The sequence below is a fragment of the Burkholderia sp. MS455 genome (genome assembly GCF_016899445.1).
Taxonomy (GTDB): domain Bacteria; phylum Pseudomonadota; class Gammaproteobacteria; order Burkholderiales; family Burkholderiaceae; genus Burkholderia; species Burkholderia pyrrocinia_C.
This window is the reverse complement of record NZ_CP041778.1, coordinates 68,938-87,510: the sequence shown is the minus strand read 5'-3', so window position 1 is coordinate 87,510 and position 18,573 is coordinate 68,938. Positions and strand designations below refer to the sequence as shown.

Here is an 18,573-nt window from a genome sequence, read left to right as displayed (position 1 = left end):
CTTTTCCCGTCGAACCCGGAACGGGATTTGCTTCGATCCGAAGCGCTTCGCCGCCAGGAGAGCCGTGATGGAATCATCCGGTCAAACAGGTCGTTTGCATCCGCACAGCGTCGAGCTCGACAACGACGACACCCACGACAGCACGGTCGACACCGACGGCAAGAACCGCGAGGCGTGGCTTCTCGCCGGCGGCGGGCCGATCTCGCCCGACCAGATCACGGGCAGCAACGCGTCGCTCGTCGATTCGATGCCCGAAGCCGGCGACGGCCTCGCCGGTTTCGACAGCCGCGCCGGCGGCAACCATCCGGCGTTCGCGCTACGCGCGGGCTACGTGATGATCGAGAAAGGCTTCGCCGCGCCGTCGCCCGCGGACGATGCGCAGTTCGGCCCCGTCCACCGGATGTACGGCAGCGCGTACTGGCCCGGCCACGGACGGCGGCCGGAACGCGTGATCGAGTTGACGGCCGTACCGAGGTAGCCGGCGCGGCGTTTGAATCGATCGTTCGTTTGCGGATCGGCGCGCGCGACGGGTGCGCAAGCGAACGATTCCGCGCGTCGGCATCGGCGGTTTCATGCATGCCGCGAATCGCGCCGACGCACATGCGTTGATCGAAGTCATGTCGAAACGGCGCGGTTGCGATTGAATGACGATGCGCGTGGTTCATCGGCGCGGCTGTTGCACCGTGTCGGTGCGGCATGCACGCGCCGCGATGCGTGCACCTGTGCAACGCGCGATTCCGATACCCGCGCATCCGTTCCCGGCGACGATGCGGTCTTCATCCACCATCGCTCGGAGCCGGCTGTCGCGAACCGCGCGGCGGCCACGCGAACGACGGATGCGACGCAGCCATGCGATACGCGCCGCGCAGTGCGGCATGCATTGCGCGCATGGCCGTGCGCCGCGGTGCCGGAGGCGCTGCTGTAGCACGGCAGGACAGGCACCACACTGCGAAGTCCCCGCCATTGGTTTACCCTGCCTCGCAGCATTGCTCAGACTGATCGGCCATCCGGCCGACTTCGTTTCAACCCGCCACTCGGAGACACTATGTACAAGCGTATTCTGGTTGCCGTCGACGGCAGCAACACGTCCCGCCATGCGTTCGATGCCGCGCTGGCGCTCGCGAAAGCACACGGCGCCGAGCTGCAACCGTTCTACGTCGTCGAGAACGCCGCGATCTACTACAACGTGCCGGGCTACGATCCGTCCGTGCTGCGCGATCAGCTCGTCGCGCAAGGCAACGAGCTCGCGAAGGATTTCGCGAAGCTGATGCAGGCAGCGGGCGTGAAAGGCGATACGAAGCTGGCCGAAGCGACGTCGCTCAACGATGTGTCGCAGCTGATCCTCGAGGGCGCGAACGCGTTCGGCGCCGATCTGCTCGTGGTCGGCACGCACGGCCGCCGCGGGTTCCGCCGTCTCGTGCTCGGCAGCATCGCCGAACAATGCGTGCGGCACGCGACGCTGCCCGTGCTGCTGATTCCGGCCGCCGCCAACACGGACGAGCAAGCCGCATGAACGGCGTTCGGCATCCGCGGCCGGTCGCGACGTTTTGTCACCCGACAGCGACAACTTGCGGTGGGACAATGATTCAGTCGATTCAACGCCGGAGTAAACGATCATGCTGACGCCCGTCGCCACACGTACCGCCGCCACGCCTCATGCCGGCAACTGGGCTCCTCGCCAGGCCGCGCACTGCTCGTCGTGCGCAATGCGGCACCTGTGCATGCCGCAGGGCCTGGCACCCGAAGCGCTCAGCCGCCTCGAATCGGTCATCTGCGCGGCGCGCCCCGTCAAGCGCGGCGAAGCGCTGTTCCGCGAAGGCGACGCATTCGACAACCTGTACGCGGTGCGCTCGGGTTCGCTGAAAACCGTCGCCACGCGCCACGACGGCCGCGAACAGGTCACGGGCCTGCATCTCGCGGGCGAAGCGCTCGGCCTCGACGGCATCTGCGACGACACGCATCCGCGCACCGCGGTCGCGCTCGAAGACAGCTCCGTCTGCGTGATTCCGTACAGCGCGCTGAAGGCGCTGTGCTCGGAAGCCGGCTCGATGCAGTTGCGCATGCACAAGCTGATGAGCGAACAGATCGTGCGCGAAACGTCGCAGACGATGCTGCTCGGTTCGCTGAATGCCGAAGAACGTGTCGCCGCGTTCCTGCTCGACGTATCGTCGCGCTACCTGAAGCGCGGTTACTCGCCGTCGGAATTCAACCTGCGGATGACACGCGAAGACATCGGCAGCTACCTCGGCATGACGCTCGAAACGGTCAGCCGCACGTTGTCCAAGTTCCAGAAGCGCGGCCTGATCGAAATGCAGGGCCGTCATGTGCAGATCATCGACTTCGACGGCCTGCATCGCGTCTGATCCCGCACGGCGCGCGCATCTCGCGCGCCGCCCGCGTGACGTTACCGATCAGTCGAGAAACAGCGCGGCGCGCGCCTTCAGCGCCGCGCTGAAATCGTCGAGCCAGCCGATCGACAGACGCCAGCTCTGCCAGTAAAGATCGATGTCGACGGTGCGCCCGCGCGACATATCGACCAGTTCGCCCGCCGCCAGCTGCCGGTCGACCATCCGGTCCGGGCACATCCCCCATCCCAATCCCGTTTCGCATGCGCGTAGATAGCCCGCGACGTGCGGTATCCAGTGCTGCGGCGGATCGAGATCCGCGCGCGTCACGCGCCGCATGAAACGCGCCTGCAGCCCGTCCTTCGGATTGAACATCACGCACGGCGCGCGACGCAGCGCATCGCGCGTGATGCCCGCGCCGAAATAGCGTTCGTAAAACGCCGGCGAGCACACCGCGCGATAGCGGATACGCCCGAGCCGCTCCGACCGGCATCCCTGGATCGGCTCGGCCTGCGCGGTCACGGCGCCCTGCACGCTGCCGTCGCGGATGCGCGCCGCCGTGTAGTCCTGGTCGTCGATCACGAGGTCGAGCAACGTTTCGCGCTCCGTGCAGAACGGCCCGACCGCGTCGATGAACCACGTCGCGACACTGTCGTCGTTGACGGCCACGCGCAACATCGGCCATGCGCTCGCAATCTGGCCCGGCAGTGCCGGCATCCGGCCGCCCAGCTCGGCCTCGAGCAGTTGCACGCGCTCGGTATGCCGGCACAGCAGTGCGCCCGACGTCGTCGCGACACACGGCTGCCCGCGCTTGACCAGCACGCTGCCGACGCGCTCCTCCAGCAGCTTCACGCGCTGCGACACCGCCGACGGCGTGACGTTCAACTCCTTGGCCGCACGCTCGAACGAGCCGTACCGGATCACGGCCGCGAGGGCATCGAGCAGGGCGTAGTCGAGCATTAGATTTCCTTAATCCGCATTAGGTTAATTAGCTTCTCTTATTCTCATGCTGACCGCAGACTAGCGCTACCCGATTCATCCGTCTACTGCTTCTATTGCTGTCACCACCATGAACTGGCTCGCTTTTTCCCACGGCGCCGCACTGTGCGCATCGCTTATCGTCACCATCGGCGCGCAGAACGCGTTCGTGCTCCGCCAAGGCATCATGCGCTCGCATGTCGGCAAGATCGTGCTGCTGTGCGCGCTGTCCGACATGATCCTGATCGGCGCCGGCGTCGGCGGCGCATCGGTGCTCGTCGAGCGTTATCCGACGTTCGTCCACGCGGTGCTGTATGTCGGCCTCGCGTATCTCGCGTGGTTCGGCATCAACGCGCTGCGCCGCGCGTTCAAGCCGGGCCACGCAACGCTCGACGTGCGCGGCGACGCGGTCGCGCCGCCGCCGCAGAGCGGGCTCGCGATCGTGCTGATGACGCTCGCGTTCACGTGGCTCAACCCGCACGTATATCTCGACACGTTCCTGCTGATCGGCACGGCCGGCGCGCGCGAGCCGGAAGGCGCACGGCTCGCGTTCGCAATCGGCGCGATGGCGGTCAGCGTCGTGTGGTTTCTCGGGCTCGGTTACGGTGCGCGATTGCTGGCGCCGTGGTTCCGCAAGGCCGTTGCGTGGCGCGTGCTGGATGGCGCGATCGGCAGCATGGTGCTGTTTCTCGCGGCCGTGCAGTTGCGCTGACCGACTCGCCATCGCACGGGCGGCTGCTTGCCGCCTGTGCGCCGATCCGCTCCTGCGCCACGTCGGGGGCGTCCCGCCTTCCCGCCTGCTTCCGCCGACACGGCATCCCGCTTCCCGCAGCGCATCGCGCAGCGAAATTCAGCTCCAGATCCAACGCAGTCGCACGGACCACCAACGTGACGGACGATGCGTCCGTCATCTGTCGCAGGCCGTCCGTCATCGCGACGACGCACCGCCTGCACGAATCGAACCGATCGGCGAGAATGTCCGCTGTCCTGCGACAACGGTGGAACCGCACCGCGCACCCCGCCGTCTCGTCGCGCTCGACCTGGCCAATCGCGCAGTTCAATCCCGTCACCCCACCGATATCGGAGCAGAACATGGCACTACGCACTCTCGGCACGTCGAACATCCAGGTTTCGCCGCTCGCGTTCGGCGGCAACGTCTTCGGCTGGACCGTCGACGAAAACGCATCGTTTTCGCTGCTCGACGCGCTCGCCGACACCGGCATCAACTTCATCGACACGGCCGACGTCTATTCGGCCTGGGCGCCCGGCAACAGCGGCGGCGAATCGGAAACCATCATCGGCAAGTGGCTCAAGCGTTCCGGCAAGCGCGAACAGGTCGTGATCGCGACCAAGGTCGGCCTGCTTTCGACACGCGCGGGCCTGACGAAAGACAACATCCTGCAGGCCGCCGACGATTCGCTGCGCCGCCTGCAGACCGACTACATCGACCTGTATTTCTCGCACCGCGACCTCGCCGATACGGCCCCGCTCGAGGAAACGCTCGGCGCGTACCAGACGCTGATCGACGCAGGCAAGGTTCGCATCATCGGCGCATCGAACTACAGCGGCGCGCGCCTGCGCGAAGCCGCCGACATCAGCAAGCGCGACGGCCTGCCCGCGTACCAGGTCATCCAGCCCGAGTACAACCTGATCGACCGCGCCGACTACGAACGCGATCTCGAGCCGGTCGTGCGCGACCTGAAGCTTGGCGTCGTCAACTACTACGCGCTCGCGAGCGGCTTCCTGTCGGGCAAGTACCGCAGCGAGGCCGACCTGAAGAAGAGCGTGCGCGGCGATCGCGTCGCCGGCTATCTCGACGAACGCGGCCTGCGCATTCTCGCGGCACTCGATGCCGTGTCGGCGAAGCACGGCACGCAGCCGGCCGCGATCGCGCTCGCGTGGCAGATCGCGCGGCCGACGATCACCGCGCCGATCGCGAGCGCGACGTCGCTCGCGCAGCTCGAATTGCTCGGCGAAGCGATCCGCATCCGGCTCGATCAGGACGACATCCGCCAGATCGACGAGGCCAGCGCAACCTGAAGTCGGGGGCCGCAGGCCGGCGGTACCTGTCGGCAGCGCGTGGCGATACGCGCGCTACGTAGCCGAAAATCGCACTCGCGTTTTGACTGACACGGCCGCTTCCGTTGACCCAGCCGGACATCGATCGCACGTCCGGCCGCAACGCCCCGCTGCAAGCGTGTCGCGCACCGGCCCCGGTCTTTCACGGATTGACCGCGACATTCGACGTGCCCGAGACTGCGCCGCTCGGGCGGTCATTGGGAGAACGTCATGCCGGATACCAGCACGGGGATCGTCACGATCTCGACGCGCACTGTACGCGGCGCCGAGCGCGTCGACTTCTGGGTCGACCATGTCGCCCGCACGCTCGTGCGGATCGAATGCAGCGGAAAATCGTCCGAAGGCATCGACGCGACGCTGCGCAAGCGCGATCTCGGGCTGTTCAGCGCATGCGACATCGTCGCGAACCGGCACGCGGTCGTGCGTACGCCGCACAACATCCATGCCGACCAGCGCGACGCCTTGTTCATCTGCCTGATGCACGAAGGGCAAGGCTATACGTTCCAGGACGTCGACTGCATGCGGCACGCGCCGGGCGATATCGTCCTCTACGACACGTCGGTGCCGTACGGGCACGGCTTTCCCGCCGACATGGCGATGACCGTGCTCGACGTGCCGCGCGACGTGTTCGAAGCACGTGTCGGGCCGTGGCGCTACCGCAGCCTCGTCAAGATCGATCGCGACGACGGCGTGACATCGTGGGCTGTGCGGCAGGTGTACGCGCTGCTCGCCGCACCGCAGGAGCCGGCGCCCGGCACGCGCGAGCGGCGCGCCGTTGCGATACTCGAGCTCGTGCAGTCGATGCTGCGGCTGCGCGACGGCGATGCGTCGCCGACGAAGTCGACCGTCCACACGTTGTCGCGCGCGAAGGCGTTCATCGACAGCCATCTCGCCGACGACGATCTCGACAGTCAGTCCGTGAGCCGCGCGATCAACCTGTCGCCGCGCCAGCTCGCGCGCGTGTTCGAGATCGAAGGGATGCCGCTCACGCGCTACATCCTCGCGCGGCGGCTCGAACGCTGCCGCGCCGACCTGCGCGACCGGTCGCTGAAGCACCTGACGGTCAGCGAAATCGCGTTCCGCTGGGGCTTCAACAACAGCGCGCACTTCAGCCGCAGCTATCGCGCACGCTTCGGCGAGACGCCGAGCGACACGCGCGCGCCAGCCGACGCGCGGTAACCGGACGCCGCAAAACCCGCTACCCGCCGCCGTGTCCGTGCGAGGCAAGCACGGCGTCCGTCCCGGTCAAATGGGCCGCATATCGCTCGCTAAGCTGGCTTCCTGCGCGGCGGCACTCGTTCCGCCGCCCGACAGCAAGGAGAAGAAGCGGGATGGAGACATACGACCATATCGTCGTCGGCGGCGGTTCGGCCGGCTGCACGGTCGCGCATCGGCTGGTGAAGGCCGGCAGGCGCGTGCTGCTGCTCGAGGACGGCCCGAAGGACGACAGCCTGTTCATCCGGATTCCGGCGACGTTCATCCGCGTGCTCGGCACGCGGCGCACGGTCACGTTCGAAAGCGAGCCGCAGCCCGGCGCGGCGGGACGCAAGACCTACGTGCCGCAGGGCCGCACGCTCGGCGGCGGCAGTTCGGTCAACGCGATGCTGTACGTGCGCGGCACGCGCGACGACTACGACGACTGGGCCGCGCTCGGCTGCACGGGCTGGGGCTGGGACGACGTGCTCCCCGTGTTCAAGCGCGCCGAATCGCACCTGCGGCTCTCCGAACCGTTTCACGGTACCGATGGGCCATTGAAGGTCGGCGACACGCGCTACCGGCATCCGCTGAGCCTCGCGTTCGTAAAGGCCGCGCAGGAAACGGGCCTCGCATACAACGACGACTTCAACGGCGCCGCGCAGCACGGCGTCGGCTTCTATCACACGACGATCTTCGACGGGCAGCGCGGCAGCACTGCGGCCACCTATCTCGCCGATGCGATCGGCCATCCGAACCTGCGCGTGCTGACCGGCTGCCGCGTCACGCGCATCCGGTTCGACGGCCGGCGCGCGACTGGCGTCGATTGGTGCACCGAAAGCGGCGCGACGGGTTCGGCGGCCGCACGTGCCGACGTCGTGCTCGCGGCCGGCGCGCTGAGCACGCCGAAGCTGCTGATGCTGTCGGGCATCGGGCCCGGCGCGCACCTGCACGCGCACGGAATCGACGTGCTGCACGACAGTCGCGACGTCGGCGCGCACTACCAGGACCACCTCGAAGTATCGATCTACGGCTATAGCCACGCGCCGGTCAGCCTGTTGGGCGAGGATCGCGGGCTGAAGGCGTTGCGGCACGGGCTGCAGTGGATGCTGTGCCGCACGGGCCTGCTGACGTCGAACGTCGTCGAATCCGGCGCGTTCGTCGATACGACGGGCAGCGGCCGGCCGGACATCCAGTTCCACGTGCTGCCGACGCTCGTCGGCGACGTCGACCGCGAGCCGCTTCCCGGCCACGGCCTGTCGATCAACCCGTGCCTGCTCAGGCCGCGCTCGCGCGGCTCCGTGCAACTGCGCGGCAACGATCCGGCCGCACCGATCCGGTTCGACAGCGGCGCGCTGTCCGACCCGGCCGACGTCGACGGCCTCGTGCGCGGCGTCGCGCTCGCCCGGCAGATCATCGGCGCGCCCTCGCTCGCGCGCATCGTTCGCGAAGCCGAGACGCTGACCGAGGCGACACTCGCCGACTACGTGCGGCGCCGCGCGAAAACCGTCTATCACCCGGCCGGTACCTGCCGCATGGGCAACGACGCGCACGCGGTCGTCACGCCGCGCCTCGCGGTGCAAGGCATCGACGGATTGCGGATCTGCGACGCGTCGGTGATGCCGCGCATCGTGTCCGGCAACACGAACGCGCCGACGATCATGATCGCGGAGCGTTGCGCGGAGTTCATGCTGGCGGAGTGACGCGGCGCGCGGGCGCCGCACCGCACTGAAAACAAAAACGGCGCACGACATACGCGCCGCCGCAACCCGCCGGCGTCAGCGCTCGGCCGCGCGCGCCGCCTCGCGCAGCGCCATCGGCGACGCGCCGTAGCGCTCGCGAATCGCGCGGCTGAAATGCGCCTGGCTCGAGAACCCCCAGCGAAACGCGATCTCGCCGATGCTCGTCTTGCGCAGCCGCGCATCCGTCAGCTCGCGATGCGCATGCGACAACCGTTCCGACCAGATGTGCTGCGTGATCGACTCGCCTTCGGCCGCAAAGAGCCGGCCGAGATGGCGCAGCGACAGCCCGACCGCGTCGGCAACCGCCTGCGGCCCGAGCTCCGGCTCGCCGAGATGCGTCGCGATGTACTGCTTCGCGGTCAGCAGGTACGACAGCGACGCACGCGATGCGCCCGCGCCGTTCACTTCCGCGTCGATGAGTTCCGCGATCAGCGTGCGCGTGTGCTCTGCAAAGCGCGCGGCATCGCGCTCGACCGGATCCTTCATGAACCGCTCGACGCTCGCGCGCAGCGTCGCGCCGAGCATCGCGCCGGCGCCCGGCTTCGGCGCGATCCGCAGCGGCAGCGCCGCCAGTTCCGCATCGAGCCGGTCGTCGAACGTCGTGATCGGGATATCGATCAGCAGCTGCCGCATCGGCGTCAGGAATCCGAACAGATAAGGCACGCGCGTGTCGTAGACGACGACATCGCCGGCTTCCGCGAGCAGGCACCGGTCGCGCTGGATGAAATACGCTCGCCCGCTCAGGATCTGGCACGCGAACAGCGATTCCTTCGGCAACTGGCGCACCAAGGCGGGGCTGCGCTCGATCACGTGATCCTGGCCGCTGATGTCGGCGATACCGAGGCCCGGCAGCGCGATGTCGGTCTTCTCGACTTCGAGCCCGGCCGGCGACAGCGACGAGCAGCGCAGGCCCACCAGCGTCGCCGCGTTGAACGCATCCCAGTACGCCATCCGGTCGCGCGCCGGCACGTCGGCCGTCGAGCCTCGCGTGCGTGAAAAAACGGTCGAATTCGTCACGTCGCCTCCTGCTGGCGCCCCGTCGTACGGAGCGGCATGCATTGCGGAATTGGGGGATGGATCGTTTAAACGTCGTGCAGTGCATTGTCCGGCGCGGTCAAGCAATTCGTCCAGCCCAGTCAAGAGCGACCCGCACCGGCTGGCTAAAGTCGAACCCACGACACCCATACACAAGGAGACAAGCCGTGGTCGACAAAGCCGTAGCCGAATTCTGGCAAAACATCCCGCCGATTGCCAATCCGTTCAAGCCCGATGCGCTGCCCGAGGCCTACATCGCGAACGCGGCCACCGACGACGAGCGCTATTACGTTCCGTTCACCGAAACGGTTTCGTCGCGGCCGCTGTGGATCTCGCCGTCGCAGAACAAATGGTGCGACATCCTGATGGCGAAGGAGGCAGGGCTCGTGAACCGGCACTATCACCCGCACGAGGTATTCGCATACACGCTGTCCGGCAAATGGGGCTACCTGGAACACGAATGGACCGCGACGAAGGGAGATTTCGTGTACGAGACGCCGGGCGAAGGCCACACGCTCGTCGCGTTCGACCATCCCGAGCCGATGCGCGCGTTCTTCATCGTCAAGGGGCCGCTGATCTGGCTCGACGATGAAGGCAACCCCGACGGCTATTTCGACGTGCATTCGTACATCGCGATGTGCAAGGCCCACTACGAGAAGGTCGGCCTCGGCGCGCAAGCGATCGAGAAGCTGTTCCGCTGACGCGCGACGAGGCCCGCCATGACATCCCACCCTTCCCCCAAGCTCGCATGGACGTACGAGAACAGGCTGCTGCTGATCCTGTTCATGACGTTCGGCTTCGTGTTCTTCGACCGCCTCGCGCTGTCGTTCCTGTTCCCGTTCATGTCGGCCGAACTGCACCTGACGAATGCGCAGCTCGGCATGGTGTCGTCCGCGCTCGCGCTCACGTGGGCGCTGTCCGGCGCCGCGACCGGTGCGTGGTCCGACGCGCGCGGCACGCGCAAGCCGCTGCTGATCGCGGCCGTGCTCGGCTTTTCCGTGTGCTCTGCGCTGTCGGGGTTCGTCGGCGGCTTCGCGAGCCTGATCGCATTCCGTGCGCTGATGGGCATCGCCGAAGGCCCCGTGCTGCCGTTGTCGCAGTCGCTGATGGTGGAGAGTTCGACGCCGAGCCGCCGCGGGCTGAACATGGGCCTGCTGCAAGGCTCGGCCGCCGGCCTGCTCGGCGCGATGATCGGCCCGCCGGTCGTGATCGGCATTGCGACCGCATACGGCTGGCGCGAGGCGTTCTACGTATCGTGCATTCCGGGCTTCCTGATCGCTTTCTGCATCTGGCGCTGGGTTCGCGAAGTGCCGCCCGGCGGCGCACGGCACGCGCAGGCCGACACCGTCGGCGCGGCAGCGGCGGGCGGCGCCGCGATCAACCGCTGGGCGCTGCTGAAGGAACGCAACATCCTGCTCTGCGTGTTGATCAGTTGCTTCTTCCTCACTTGGTTCGTCGTGGTCATCTCGTTCGCGCCGGTCTTCCTCGTCGACAGCCGCCATCTTTCGCCGTCCGACATGGGCGTCGTGATGACCTGCCTCGGCGCCGCATGGGTGTTCTGGGGCTTCGCGGTGCCGGCGATCTCCGACCGGATCGGCCGCAAGCCGACGATGATCGTGTTCGCGCTGGTCGCCGCCGCGTGCCCCGTCGCGATGATTCACGCGAATTCGCTGTGGGCGCTCTGCGCGCTCGTGCTCGCGACCTACACGGGCCTTGGCTGCTTCACGCTGTTCATGGCGACAATCCCGGCCGAAACGGTGCCGCCGCGCGCGATCGCCAGCGCGCTCGGGCTGATCATGGGCGCCGGCGAGCTGATCGGCGGCTTCGTCGCGCCGACCGTCGCCGGCTTCGCGGCCGACCGCTACGGCCTGCAGTTCGCGATGTGGACGTCGGCAACCGGCGCGATCCTCGCGTGCGGGCTGTCGTTCGGCCTCGTCGAAACCGCGCCTGCCGTGCTGCGCAAGCGCGCGCTCGCCGGCGCCGCCGCGAACCGTCTCGATACGCAGAACCTCGGAGGACGCTGACATGCGCGCACTTCAATGGCATGGCCCGCGCGACGTCCGTCTCGTGGAAATCGACACGCCGCGCGCGGGGCCGGGCGAGGTGCGCATCGCGGTCGCCTATTGCGGCATTTGCGGCAGCGACCTGCACGAATATGCGGACGGCCCGCACGCGATTCCCGTCGACGCGCCGCATCCGCTGTCGCGGCGCACCGCGCCGCTGACGCTCGGCCACGAGTTCTGCGGCACCGTCGTCGAAGTCGGCGCAGGCGTGACGACGCTGAACCCGGGCGACTGCGTCGCCGTCGAGCCCGAGTATCGCTGCCACCAATGCGCATACTGCCGCTCGGGGTCGTACAACCTGTGCGTGTCGATGGGCTTCGCCGGGCTGATGGGCGACGGCGGGATGGCCGACTTCGCGGTCGTGCCGGCCTACATGCTGCATCGGCTGCCCGACGGCGTCAGTCTCGAACAGGCCGCCGTGATGGAACCCGCCGCCGTCGCGCTGCATGCGTTGCGCCGCGCCGAACTCCGGCTCGGCGACACCTGCGCGGTATTCGGGCTCGGGCCGATCGGCCTGCTGCTGATCCAGCTCGCGAAGCTGCAGGGCGCGACGACCATCGTCGCGGTCGATGTGTCGCCCGAGCGCCTCGCGGCCGCCGCGCGTCTCGGCGCAACGCACTCGTTCAACGCGCGCTCGCTCGACGCGGCCGTGCTGCGCGACGCGATCCGCGAGGCGTCGGGCGGGCTCGGCGTCGATGCGAGCTTCGAGGCGGCCGGTTTGCCGGCCACGTTCGAAGCGGCGATGCACGCGCTGCGCAAGGGCGGCCGCGTCGTGATGGTCGGCCTGATGCCGCGTGCGGGCTTCGATGCGTTCCGCGCGGTCAACGACGAGCTGACCTTCACGGCAAGCGTCGGCTATCGGCATGCATACGAAGACCTGCTGCGCATCGTCGCGTCGGGCGCGCTCGACCTCACATCGATCGTCACGCGCACCGTGTCGCTCGAAGATGCCGTCGCCGACGGCTTCGACGCGCTGCTCGCCGATCGCACCCAGATCAAGATCCTGGTTTCCCCCGCGCAGCGGTACGCCCGCCGCGCACACACTGTCGGGAGCATCGAGCATGAGTCGTCCGTTGGCGTTTGAAGGCAAGACTGTCGTCGTGACGGGCGGCACATCGGGCATCGGCGCGCGCACCGCATGGCGGTTCGCGCAAGCCGGCGCATCGGTCGTCGCGCTCGGGCTCGACGCCGCCGGCCCGCATGCGCCCGTGCACGAGCGCATCCGGTGCATCGAACTCAACGTGATCGACAGCGATGCGCTGACAGGCACGATCGCCGCGCTGCCGCGGCTCGACGTGCTCGTCAACGGCGTCGGCATCAGCCGGCACGCGGACGAATACCGGATGGACCAGTTCGAGCTCGTGCTGAACGTAAACCTGACGTCGGTGATGCGCGCATCCGACGCCGCGTTGCCGGCGTTGTCCGCGCACGGCGGCAGTATCGTCAACGTCGCGTCGATGTACACGTACTTCGGCAGCAAGGACCGGCCCGCGTACAGCGCGAGCAAGGGCGGCATCGCGCAGCTCACGCGTTCGCTCGCGCAGGCGTGGGCCGATCGCGGCATTCGCGTGAACGCGGTCGCGCCCGGCTGGATCGACACGCCGCTCAGCAGCGGGCTGATGGCCGACGGGCACGCGTCGCGGCAGATCCTCGAGCGCACGCCGCTCGGGCGCTGGGGCACGACCGACGAGGTCGCGGAAGCGATCCTGTTTCTGTGCTCGCCCGGCGCGTCGTTCGTGACCGGTGCGGTCGTGCCGGTGGACGGCGGGTATTCGACGGTATAGCGCTCGGCGCGCGGCGTGTCGGCGGGCAGGCAGCCGCTCCCGATGCGCCGTGCGCGACCCGGTCCCTTTCGGTTGCACCTGAATCCGGATCATTCAGGTTCATGTTTTTTCATGTCATTCAGTAGTCCAATCAAAAAATATCCGACCCGATCGGAAACATGTGAGGAGCATTTGGAGATGACGAAAAAGACCCTTCTGGCACTCGCGGCCTGCGCGATTCCGGCGGCGGCGTTCGCGCAGGGCAGCGTGACGATGTTCGGATTGATGGACGCCGGCCTCAGTTACGTCAGCAACGAAGGCGGTCGCGGAAACGCGAAATTCGACGACAACATCTTCTTTCCGAACCTGCTCGGGTTCGAAGGCAAGGAGGATCTCGGCGCGGGCACGCGTGCGATCTTCCGGCTCGTGAATCAGTATTCGCTCGGCAACGGCTCGATCATCGGCGGCGGGTTATTCGCGCGGCAGGCCTACGTCGGGCTGGAAAACGACCGCTACGGCAAGCTCACGCTCGGCAACCAGTACGAGTTCATGGTCGATGCGCTCGCCGCGAGCGGCAACGAGATCGCGCAGGATCTCGTCGGCCTGTACGGCTTCCGCAACGGGCCGTTCGACAAGCTCGCGCTGCCGAACAACCCGACCGGTGCGTTCGACTGGGATCGCGTTGCAGGCAGCAATCGCGTCGCGAACTCCGTCAAGTACACGAGCCCGTCGCTGTCGGGCCTGACCTTCGGCGCACTGTACGGTTTCGGCAACGTTGCAGGGTCGGTCGGCGCGAACAACACGGTCAGCGTCGGCGCGAGCTACGACAACGGTCCGTTCGGCGCGGGCGCAGCCTATACGAATCAGAAATACGGCGCGGCGGCGGGGCTGCCGCCGACCAGCGTGCGCAACTGGGGGGCGGGCGTGCACTACACGCTCGGCACGGTCACGGGGAAGGCACTCTTCACGACCGTGCGCAACGCGCAGAACGGCGCGGGCGCGTGGTCGGCGGAAGCCGGTGCGGCGTGGCATCCGTCGCCTGCGTGGGTGGTCGGCGCGAGCTACACGTACATGAAGGGCAACGACACGCTCGACAACGCGCATGCGCACCAGTTCCTCGCCGCCGTCCAGTACTGGCTGTCGAAGCGCACGATGGTGTACGTGGCAGGCGTTCACCAGCGCGCGAGCCACGGCAGCAACGCGCAGATCAACGGCGTGATGGATGCGAACGGCGCGTCGAGCGGCGCGCTGCAGTCGATCGCCCGGGTCGGGTTCAGTACGCGGTTCTAGGTTCCAGCCTGTCGGCGAATCCTGCCGGCGATCCGCGGCCGGCCTGTCCGGGCAACTGCAGGACGCAGGTTCCGGCAACGCTGGTACAGCCATACACCGGATGCAGGATTCACATGCACGCGCCGCACATCTCGTCACGCGTGCACTGTAACCACGTGTAATCGATTCGCGGATCAATTCTTCGTACGCTGTCGGTACTCTTCCACGCGCCCGATTTCTCCGCAGGCGCTGCTTCGCAGGATGGGAGAGATGCCGGCGCCACGGGCGTCGTCACTCAGCAGAGTGTTCTTCAACGATAAAGCGTGAAAGGAACTGTCATGTCTCATACCTTGGATAGCTTCAAATTCATTGACGTCCTGATTGCATTCGATGTCCAGGAGATTCTGAAACAGAACAACAATACGCTCGGCGCGACGCCGGAAAAGGCGACCGCGCTCGGGAACAACCCCGATACCGTCTACATGATCACCCCGCTGGCGGATGCGGCGTCTGGCTTTGGCCAAGGCTCGGTGCAAGGTATGTACCAGGGCGAGGGCGGCAGCAACTTGATGCTCAAGGCCAACGTCAACGACATGATTTACTGGCGCACCGTGTCGCTGACGGACACGGAAAACTACAAGTGCTTCCTGTACGGCATCCAAGCAATCAGCGGCAACCTTCTGGGCTATGTTTCGCACATGACCGAGAACACCACCGAGCCTTACCCGGAACAGGGCTGGCCCGACAACAACAGTGTGAAAACAGAGCTGCGCGCAGACTACTGGGCGCAAGCCACCGTGCTCAGTCCCGGCCAAGAGACCTATGCGTTTGTCGCTGCCGTTTACGACCGGCACGCGCACCTGAAGGGCTACGTCACCTGGAAGGCTTACCTCGCCATCAGCCACGGGTGATCTCGAACCGGCGCCTCGACAAGACCGCGGCGTGATCGGCGCGAGGCGCCCGGCAGCACCGGGCGGGAGCAATCGGCCCGCCCGCCGCTTTCCGCCGGCGAAGCCATCCCGCCGCGATGAAACGACAACCGGTCAAGTCACAGAAACAGCAGCGCCGGATTCAGTTCCTGTTCGCCGCACGGCCGCGCGCGCCATCCCAGTTCCACCGGAACCGAGTAAAGCCGTCGCGCGCCGAAACGCGGCCAGAAATGGCACAGCCCCGGCGCAATGACCTGCACCACGGACAAGCCGATGTCGGGCCGCGTCTTGTCGACGACGAGCACGTCCATGCCGGCCGCCGCGATGCGTCCGGCGCAATCCGCGATCGCCGCCGGCAACGACGCGGCGTCGATCGGCCGCCACGTCGAGCGCGTCGTGCAGCGCAAGTCCGTCGCGGGGTACAGAAATTCCGTTGCGGGGAGCCTGTCGCGATCCCACGGGTGCGGCGCCTCGGCGGCGACATCGAGCAACTGGTTGACTTCAGTCAGCGCCCGCTGCACCGCGATTCGGCCGTCCGGATGGCAGCCGAAGCCGATCGAGAAGCGCCCGTCCTGCGGATTTTCCGCCAGCGCGGCCACGGTCGGCACGCCGAGATCGGTAGTGATGTCGAGCGCCCACAAACGCCACCCGAACGTCGCGTATTCGCGCACGAGCGCATCGAAATACGGATCGTCGAAACTTGCGAGATCGATGCCGGGGCGCGGGATCCGGTTGTACCACCAGATCGCGACCGCATCGCGCTCGATCAATTCGAGCATGCCCTGCAAAATCGCCTCGTCGACGTTCGATCCCGCCGCGCAGCCGTTGGGATTGTGCACGCATGCGGCATGCACCCGCGCACTGTCGGGCGTTTCCGCATAGCAGTAGCTCAGCGGCACGAGATGGCGCCTGCCGGTCACGAGCGACCAGGCCGGCGTCCAGTCGATGACGTCGCGCGCGGTGAAACGCGGCGGTACCTGCTTTCGAACATCGCGGGTCAATGCGTTGATCGCGTCGCGCGCGTCGAATTGCCGTTCGCTGAACTGCTGAAGATCGTTCACGTGAATCGGTAGGGCGTCGCATGCCGGATCGGCGAGCAAGCTTTCCATGCTTCCGGTCAGCGTCGCCTCGTCGCCTTGATACACGCTGCTGAATCGTTCGAGCGCCTCGCATAGCGCGCTCACACGGGCTTGATCGTCGGTACGGCCTTTGCCCGAGCAGATCCTGTCGAACCGGTTGCTGCCCGGTACGGCGGCCGGGCACACGAGAAAACCCGACGCATAGACCTTGCGCAGGCCCGCGTGCCGCTTCGGCATCGGGTGCAGATACGCGATCGCGCCGCTGACCGGCGATATCAGATGGGCGTAACGCTCGAACACCTGTTGCGGATCGGCGGTACGGTAGCCGCCGTCGGCGCGCGCCAACGGCGCATGATCGGCGAGCCGCGGCGCCTGCGCCGCCTGCTCGCGCATCCATGCGGGATTGCCGCAGCATGGGCATTGCGGACGCTTCAGCACGCGGTGCCGCTCGGCGGCCAACGTGTCGATGCGCTGCGCCACGATATGCGTCTGCGATCGTTCCGATGCCGTGCGGCTGACCGCGATCTGCTCGACCGTCGCCGCCACGAGCGCCGCCGCTGCAGCTGCCCCGGCACGCGAGGCGGCCGGCGGCAGACGCGTCGCGTCGCTGCCGTGATGGCGCGCAAGCAGCGCCTCGACCGGCCGGTTGATGCGAATCCAGTAGCGCACGCATTCGATGCATGGCGCGTCGGCCAGCGCACCGCGGCCGGCGAGCAACGGCCCGATCAGCGTCTGCACGCCACCGGCCGCCACGACGAGCAATGCGCCGCCGCGCGCTGCCACGCGGGCGGCGCACGCGGCGAGATCGTCGCGGTCGTGCGTATCGGCGATCGCGACGGTCAATTCGGCGTCCGGCACGACATCGATGCCGGCCGTGTCGAACGCGCGCCTGAGCGCCGCATCGTCGGCGCCGAACGCCTCGACCGCGACGCGCAGATGAGCGACGCGCGCGCAGGCCGCGTCGCCGTCGAGTCCGGCGCGCTCGAAGAAGCCGCGCGCCGCATCGTCGTCGTGCGGCGTGTCGGCTCGCACGTATCCGCGACGCACCAGGTGATCGAGCCGCGCGAGCACATCCCATTCGCCAAACTGGCCGGCAAGCGACGTCACGATCTCGGCGATCGTCATCCGCGCCCGCAAACAAGCGGCGATCTGAACGAAGATCGCACCGGACAGCATCGCGCGTTTGAATTCGTCGACGACGAACAGCGTCTCGGGGCCCGCATCGAGCACGAGCAAATGCGGTTTGAAGCGCAACACGCGCGAAAGGTCATCAAGCATCGTCGGGTTCCGTGCGGCGGGTAAAAAACATCGCGTGCCCCGGGCAGCCGGCCCAGGGCACGCGACGGTGCGCGGCTCGGCCGCGCCAGGTCAGCAGCAGGTGAACAGGTAGCTCGGCCCGGCGTCGCAGTAGGCCGCGAGCGCGACGGCCTCTTCGTCCAGGTTCGTCGGCTGCGCCGGTATGCCGACCGTCATCACGTTGCGCGGCAGGTTCCAGCTCCCGCTGCCGTTTCCGTGGCTCGTCCAGCCATGATCGCCGTCCGTCTTGACGACCTCGATGTCGATGATCCACGGGCACTGGTAACCGAAGTATTTCGCGAGCGTCTCCAGCGGCTTCTCCAGCAGCTCGCTCTTGAACTCCGGGTTCCGCCATGAAAGCGCGATCGCACGCAGATAGACCTTCTGAAACTCCAGCATCGATTCGAGCGTCGGATTAGCGTTGTCCTTTGCCATGTCGGTTTCCCCGAGGTCATTCCATGATGGTGATGTGGTTCGCGTTGTACGCGGCCAGCGCCTGCGCGAATTGCGCCTCGTCCGCCGGTGCGGGCGGCAGAAACAGGGTGAGCTTGTTTTTCCGGCCGCCCGTCCAGTCGCCGTTGACGCCCGGCGTCCAGGCCGACGATTTGGTCTGCACCTTCAGGTCGAGGCTGAACGGAAAGTGATAGCCGAAATGCTCGCGCAACGCGTGGACCGGATCGGCCTCGAGTTCGTCGAGAAACGCCTGGGAATGCCACGCGAGGGCGATCGCCCGGATGACGGTTGCCCGGTATTCGAGAAACTGTTCGTACGTCGGTAATCGAAGATCCTTGCTCATCGGTA

At 67.1% G+C, this 18,573-nt stretch carries 18 protein-coding genes; 13 read left to right on the top strand and 5 right to left on the bottom strand.

The window, feature by feature from the left end; translation table 11 throughout:
- The first annotated feature begins 67 nt into the window (after positions 1 to 67).
- The 3 genes from FPJ27_RS04770 to fnr all read left to right on the top strand — a co-directional run bounded on the left by FPJ27_RS04770 (position 68) and on the right by fnr (position 2,363).
- Complete coding sequence (locus FPJ27_RS04770) at positions 68 to 478, top strand: DUF3005 domain-containing protein (protein WP_072445105.1); 411 nt, start codon at positions 68 to 70, stop codon at positions 476 to 478.
- 567 nt (positions 479 to 1,045) lie between these two features.
- The gene (locus FPJ27_RS04765) at positions 1,046 to 1,513 is read left to right on the top strand and encodes a universal stress protein (protein WP_204422175.1); all 468 of its coding nucleotides are present in this window, start codon (positions 1,046 to 1,048) and stop codon (positions 1,511 to 1,513) included.
- Positions 1,514 to 1,616: 103 nt separating this feature from the next.
- On the top strand, positions 1,617 to 2,363 hold the full coding sequence (gene fnr / locus FPJ27_RS04760) for a fumarate/nitrate reduction transcriptional regulator Fnr (protein ID WP_072445108.1): 747 nt from the start codon (positions 1,617 to 1,619) through the stop codon (positions 2,361 to 2,363).
- A gap of 48 nt (positions 2,364 to 2,411) precedes the next feature.
- Here the strand turns inward: fnr and FPJ27_RS04755 are convergent, their stop codons facing one another.
- On the bottom strand, positions 2,412 to 3,305 hold the full coding sequence (locus FPJ27_RS04755) for a LysR family transcriptional regulator ArgP (protein ID WP_072445109.1): 894 nt from the start codon (positions 3,303 to 3,305) through the stop codon (positions 2,412 to 2,414).
- Positions 3,306 to 3,414: 109 nt separating this feature from the next.
- Here FPJ27_RS04755 and FPJ27_RS04750 point away from each other — a divergent pair, with 109 nt between their 5' ends.
- From FPJ27_RS04750 to FPJ27_RS04735, 4 genes are all read left to right on the top strand, one after another.
- Positions 3,415 to 4,035, top strand: a complete 621-nt coding sequence (locus FPJ27_RS04750) for a LysE/ArgO family amino acid transporter (protein ID WP_034181470.1) — start codon at positions 3,415 to 3,417, stop codon at positions 4,033 to 4,035.
- 380 nt (positions 4,036 to 4,415) lie between these two features.
- Positions 4,416 to 5,363, top strand: coding sequence for an aldo/keto reductase (locus FPJ27_RS04745; RefSeq protein ID WP_175959839.1), 948 nt, complete (start codon positions 4,416 to 4,418; stop codon positions 5,361 to 5,363).
- 249 nt (positions 5,364 to 5,612) lie between these two features.
- Positions 5,613 to 6,581, top strand: coding sequence for a helix-turn-helix domain-containing protein (locus FPJ27_RS04740; protein ID WP_072445111.1), 969 nt, complete (start codon positions 5,613 to 5,615; stop codon positions 6,579 to 6,581).
- Between the two features lie 152 nt (positions 6,582 to 6,733).
- The gene (locus tag FPJ27_RS04735) at positions 6,734 to 8,299 is read left to right on the top strand and encodes a GMC family oxidoreductase N-terminal domain-containing protein (RefSeq protein WP_204422174.1); all 1,566 of its coding nucleotides are present in this window, start codon (positions 6,734 to 6,736) and stop codon (positions 8,297 to 8,299) included.
- 75 nt (positions 8,300 to 8,374) lie between these two features.
- On the opposite strand, the gene FPJ27_RS04730 is transcribed toward FPJ27_RS04735, so the two are convergent.
- Positions 8,375 to 9,355, bottom strand: a complete 981-nt coding sequence (locus FPJ27_RS04730) for a helix-turn-helix domain-containing protein (protein ID WP_204422173.1) — start codon at positions 9,353 to 9,355, stop codon at positions 8,375 to 8,377.
- Between the two features lie 185 nt (positions 9,356 to 9,540).
- Between FPJ27_RS04730 and FPJ27_RS04725 the strand changes: the two genes are divergently transcribed.
- From FPJ27_RS04725 to FPJ27_RS04700, 6 genes are all read left to right on the top strand, one after another.
- A complete protein-coding gene (locus tag FPJ27_RS04725; RefSeq protein ID WP_072445113.1) occupies positions 9,541 to 10,074 on the top strand; it encodes a 2,4'-dihydroxyacetophenone dioxygenase family protein in 534 nt (177 codons plus the stop codon).
- Between the two features lie 18 nt (positions 10,075 to 10,092).
- Entirely contained in the window at positions 10,093 to 11,397 is a 1,305-nt protein-coding gene (locus FPJ27_RS04720) for an MFS transporter (protein WP_204422172.1), read from the top strand.
- Between the two features lies 1 nt (position 11,398).
- Positions 11,399 to 12,520: a 2,3-butanediol dehydrogenase gene (locus tag FPJ27_RS04715; RefSeq protein ID WP_204422171.1), complete on the top strand. Its 1,122-nt coding sequence runs from the start codon at positions 11,399 to 11,401 to the stop codon at positions 12,518 to 12,520.
- On the top strand, positions 12,498 to 13,220 hold the full coding sequence (locus FPJ27_RS04710) for an SDR family NAD(P)-dependent oxidoreductase (protein WP_072445116.1): 723 nt from the start codon (positions 12,498 to 12,500) through the stop codon (positions 13,218 to 13,220). Before FPJ27_RS04715 ends, FPJ27_RS04710 begins: the two co-directional genes overlap by 23 nt.
- Positions 13,221 to 13,397: 177 nt before the next feature.
- Complete coding sequence (locus FPJ27_RS04705; protein WP_204422170.1) at positions 13,398 to 14,489, top strand: porin; 1,092 nt, start codon at positions 13,398 to 13,400, stop codon at positions 14,487 to 14,489.
- A 317-nt stretch (positions 14,490 to 14,806) separates the two neighbouring features.
- Complete coding sequence (locus FPJ27_RS04700) at positions 14,807 to 15,379, top strand: AidA/PixA family protein (RefSeq protein ID WP_072445118.1); 573 nt, start codon at positions 14,807 to 14,809, stop codon at positions 15,377 to 15,379.
- 137 nt (positions 15,380 to 15,516) lie between these two features.
- Here FPJ27_RS04700 and FPJ27_RS04695 read toward each other — a convergent pair whose 3' ends face one another.
- The 3 genes from FPJ27_RS04695 to FPJ27_RS04685 all read right to left on the bottom strand — a co-directional run bounded on the left by FPJ27_RS04695 (position 15,517) and on the right by FPJ27_RS04685 (position 18,568).
- A complete protein-coding gene (locus tag FPJ27_RS04695; protein WP_204422169.1) occupies positions 15,517 to 17,754 on the bottom strand; it encodes a TOMM precursor leader peptide-binding protein in 2,238 nt (745 codons plus the stop codon).
- Positions 17,755 to 17,844: 90 nt separating this feature from the next.
- Positions 17,845 to 18,207, bottom strand: coding sequence for a BMA_0021/BMA_0022 family TOMM bacteriocin (locus FPJ27_RS04690; protein WP_072445120.1), 363 nt, complete (start codon positions 18,205 to 18,207; stop codon positions 17,845 to 17,847).
- 16 nt (positions 18,208 to 18,223) lie between these two features.
- Entirely contained in the window at positions 18,224 to 18,568 is a 345-nt protein-coding gene (locus FPJ27_RS04685) for a BMA_0021/BMA_0022 family TOMM bacteriocin (protein ID WP_204422168.1), read from the bottom strand.
- Between the last annotated feature and the right edge of the window lie 5 nt (positions 18,569 to 18,573).

What these genes read in the sequence shown, in the direction of transcription:
- FPJ27_RS04715 (WP_204422171.1), top strand. Translation starts at nt 11,399, where the DNA reads ATGCGCGCACTTCAATGGCATGGCCCGCGCGACGTCCGTCTCGTGGAA.
- FPJ27_RS04720 (WP_204422172.1), top strand. Translation starts at nt 10,093, where the DNA reads ATGACATCCCACCCTTCCCCCAAGCTCGCATGGACGTACGAGAACAGG.
- FPJ27_RS04685 (WP_204422168.1), bottom strand. Translation starts at nt 18,568, where the DNA reads ATGAGCAAGGATCTTCGATTACCGACGTACGAACAGTTTCTCGAATAC.
- FPJ27_RS04735 (WP_204422174.1), top strand. Translation starts at nt 6,734, where the DNA reads ATGGAGACATACGACCATATCGTCGTCGGCGGCGGTTCGGCCGGCTGC.
- FPJ27_RS04745 (WP_175959839.1), top strand. Translation starts at nt 4,416, where the DNA reads ATGGCACTACGCACTCTCGGCACGTCGAACATCCAGGTTTCGCCGCTC.
- FPJ27_RS04750 (WP_034181470.1), top strand. Translation starts at nt 3,415, where the DNA reads ATGAACTGGCTCGCTTTTTCCCACGGCGCCGCACTGTGCGCATCGCTT.
- FPJ27_RS04705 (WP_204422170.1), top strand. Translation starts at nt 13,398, where the DNA reads ATGACGAAAAAGACCCTTCTGGCACTCGCGGCCTGCGCGATTCCGGCG.
- FPJ27_RS04700 (WP_072445118.1), top strand. Translation starts at nt 14,807, where the DNA reads ATGTCTCATACCTTGGATAGCTTCAAATTCATTGACGTCCTGATTGCA.
- FPJ27_RS04695 (WP_204422169.1), bottom strand. Translation starts at nt 17,754, where the DNA reads ATGCTTGATGACCTTTCGCGCGTGTTGCGCTTCAAACCGCATTTGCTC.
- FPJ27_RS04770 (WP_072445105.1), top strand. Translation starts at nt 68, where the DNA reads ATGGAATCATCCGGTCAAACAGGTCGTTTGCATCCGCACAGCGTCGAG.
- FPJ27_RS04755 (WP_072445109.1), bottom strand. Translation starts at nt 3,305, where the DNA reads ATGCTCGACTACGCCCTGCTCGATGCCCTCGCGGCCGTGATCCGGTAC.
- FPJ27_RS04690 (WP_072445120.1), bottom strand. Translation starts at nt 18,207, where the DNA reads ATGGCAAAGGACAACGCTAATCCGACGCTCGAATCGATGCTGGAGTTT.
- FPJ27_RS04765 (WP_204422175.1), top strand. Translation starts at nt 1,046, where the DNA reads ATGTACAAGCGTATTCTGGTTGCCGTCGACGGCAGCAACACGTCCCGC.
- fnr (WP_072445108.1), top strand. Translation starts at nt 1,617, where the DNA reads ATGCTGACGCCCGTCGCCACACGTACCGCCGCCACGCCTCATGCCGGC.
- FPJ27_RS04710 (WP_072445116.1), top strand. Translation starts at nt 12,498, where the DNA reads ATGAGTCGTCCGTTGGCGTTTGAAGGCAAGACTGTCGTCGTGACGGGC.
- FPJ27_RS04740 (WP_072445111.1), top strand. Translation starts at nt 5,613, where the DNA reads ATGCCGGATACCAGCACGGGGATCGTCACGATCTCGACGCGCACTGTA.